Here is a 2,571-nt window from a genome sequence, read left to right as displayed (position 1 = left end):
CCGAGAACACCTCGCCCTCGGGCAGGACAGCCGGCGCCTTTCGGCCGTAGCCGCCCCTAAAAGGAATGCCCGCGCTGGTCAGGTTATCGCCCGCGCCGTCCAGCAGGTTCGGTTGGTCGGCCGACAGCTGTAGCGAGGCGAAGCTCTTTACCGCCGGGTGGCGTCCGACCCCCGCCATCAACTCCTCCAGCCAGTCCGGCTCCGGATAGGCGTCGGGGTTCAGCATCACCAGCCACCGCCCCTTGGCGCGCCGGGCGGCGAGATTGTTGCCGGCCGCGAAGCCGAGATTGGCGCCGGCCTCGACGAAATCGACCCAAGGATGGGCCTTGGCCGCCGCCTGGGGCGCGCCGTCGGTCGAGGCGTTGTCGATCAGGATCGTCTCGAAATCGCGGAAAGTCTGGGCGTCCAGCCGCGACAGGCATTCAGCCAGGGTCGGGCCGCTCTGGTACGAGACGATCACCACCGTGACCGCCGGGCCGCTCTTGTGTTCCATCGTCTCAGGCGGCATCGGTGGCCAGTCGTTTCTCAAATCGAAGTACGCGTCATGAAGATCACGCCGCTGGCGATCCCCGAAGTGCTGCTTATCACGCCCGCGCGCCATGGCGATGAGCGCGGCTGGTTTTCCGAGACTTTCCGCCAATCGGCGCTGGAGGAAGCCGGGTTCAAGGCCGCCTTCGTGCAGGACAACCACGTCCGTTCGACGACGCGCGGCATCCAGCGCGGCCTGCATTACCAGAAACCGCCGCACGCCCAGGACAAGCTGCTGCGCTGCGTGGTCGGGGCGATCTTCGACGTCGCGGTCGATATCCGCAAAGGCTCGCCGACCTACGGCCGGTGGGTCGGCGCGGAGCTGTCGGCCGAGAACCGCCAGCAACTGCTCGTGCCCAAGGGCTTCGCGCACGGCTACGTCACCCTGACCGACGCCTGCGAGGTGCTCTACAAGGTCACCGACTACTACGCGCCCCGGGCCGAGGGCGGCGTGCGCTGGAGCGATCCCGCGATCGGGATCGACTGGCCCATCCCGGTTTTGGAGATCACCGCCAACGACCGCGACAACGCCGCGCCGTTGCTGGCCGAGATCGACTCGCCGTTCGTCTACGAGGGCTGATGATGCAGGACTTCACCGACTTCTTCTGGACCTCGCCTGAAGGCATGCCGCTGCACGCCCGGGACTACACGCCCAAGGGCAGGGCCGAAAAGCTGCCGGTGATCTGCATCCACGGCCTGACGCGCAACGCCCGGGACTTCGAGGATCTCGCGCCCAGGATCGCCGCCATGGGCCGCCGCGTCCTGGCGGTCGACGTGCGCGGCCGCGGTCTCTCGGCCCGCGACCCGAACCCCATGAACTATCATCCGGGGACCTACGCCGCCGACATCGTGGCTCTGCTCCAGGCGGGCGGGATCGACAAGGCGGTGTTCGTCGGCACCAGCATGGGCGGCCTGATCACCATGGTGCTGACCTCGATCATGCCCCAGGCGATCGCCGCGGCGGTGCTGAACGATGTCGGACCCGAGCTGTCGCCGGTCGGCCTCGCCCGCATCGCCGGCTATACGGGGCTCGCTAGCCGTTTCGAGACGTGGCCGGACGCGGTGGCCTACGCCAAGGCGATCAACGAAGCGGCCTTTCCAGGCTACGGCGTGGAGGATTGGGACAGGTTCGCCCGCCGGCTGTTCGACGAGAAGGACGGCGCCTTCGTCCTAGCCTACGACCCCGACATTTCCGCGCCGATCAAGGCGGCCGCCGAAGCCGCCGCCCAAATGGCTGCCAAGACCCAGGCCGAAGGCGGCCAGGCGCTGGCCCCGCCGGACATGTACCCGTTGTTCCGCGCCCTGGCGAAGGACCGCCCGCTGCTCCTGGTCCGTGGCGGAATCTCGGACCTGATCGACCCAGCCATCGCCGAGCGCATGCGCGCCGCCGCGCCCCACATGGCCTATGCGGAGGTCCCTGGGGTTGGCCATGCGCCGATGCTCACCGAGCCGGAAGCCTGGGCGGGTATAGAAAACCTCCTCGAAACGGCGCCCTAAGGGGGTGGGCCAGGATGGCTTGGCCGTGTTAGAGCCCCGCCACGGCCCGTTCTTCGCCGCGACAGAGTGCTGAACCGATGACCCTCGACCTCGCCGCCATCCAAGCCGCCGCCGGCCGCCTGAAGGGCCAGATCGAGCGCACGCCGTGCCGCTACTCCAAGACCCTGTCGAAGATCACCGGCGCGGAAGTCTGGGTGAAGTTCGAGAATCTGCAGTTCACCGCCGCCTACAAGGAGCGCGGCGCTCTGAACAAGCTGATGCTTCTGTCCGAGGCTGAGAAGACTAAGGGCGTCATCGCCGCCAGCGCCGGCAACCACGCCCAGGGCCTGGCCTATCACGGCGCGCGGCTGGGCGTGCCCGTCACCATCGTCATGCCCAAGACCACGCCCTTCGTGAAGGTGCAGCACACCCGCGACTTCGGCGCGACGGTGGTCATCGAAGGCGAGACCTATGACGACGCCAACGCCCACGCCCGCAAGCTGTGCGCCGAGCAGGGCCTGACCTTTGTCCACCCGTTCGACGACTACGACATCATGGCCGGCCAGG

The 2,571-nt window shown here is 68.0% G+C and carries 4 protein-coding genes; 3 read left to right on the top strand and 1 reads right to left on the bottom strand.

The genetic code is table 11. The features are described 5' to 3' along the window. Window positions 1-508: glycosyltransferase family 2 protein (locus tag Q0379_RS20295; protein ID WP_299015988.1), on the bottom strand; the 508-nt coding region annotated here is incomplete at its 3' end. Between the two features lie 36 nt (window positions 509-544). On the opposite strand from Q0379_RS20295, the gene rfbC reads away from it, so the two are divergent. From rfbC to Q0379_RS20280, 3 genes are all read left to right on the top strand, one after another. Then, a complete protein-coding gene (gene rfbC, locus Q0379_RS20290) occupies window positions 545-1,108 on the top strand; it encodes a dTDP-4-dehydrorhamnose 3,5-epimerase (protein ID WP_299015985.1) in 564 nt (187 codons plus the stop codon). Between the two features lie 2 nt (window positions 1,109-1,110). Next, window positions 1,111-2,025 (top strand): alpha/beta hydrolase, encoded by a 915-nt coding sequence (locus Q0379_RS20285; protein ID WP_299015991.1) that lies wholly within the window; start codon window positions 1,111-1,113, stop codon window positions 2,023-2,025. A gap of 77 nt (window positions 2,026-2,102) precedes the next feature. Continuing rightward, on the top strand, window positions 2,103-2,571 hold a 469-nt coding region (locus Q0379_RS20280), incomplete at its 3' end, for a pyridoxal-phosphate dependent enzyme (protein WP_299015982.1).

This window comes from uncultured Caulobacter sp., from assembly GCF_937900395.1.
In the GTDB taxonomy this organism is placed as follows: domain Bacteria; phylum Pseudomonadota; class Alphaproteobacteria; order Caulobacterales; family Caulobacteraceae; genus Caulobacter.
The sequence above is the reverse complement of the archived record's forward strand: the minus strand, read 5'-3'. Positions and strand labels throughout refer to the sequence as shown.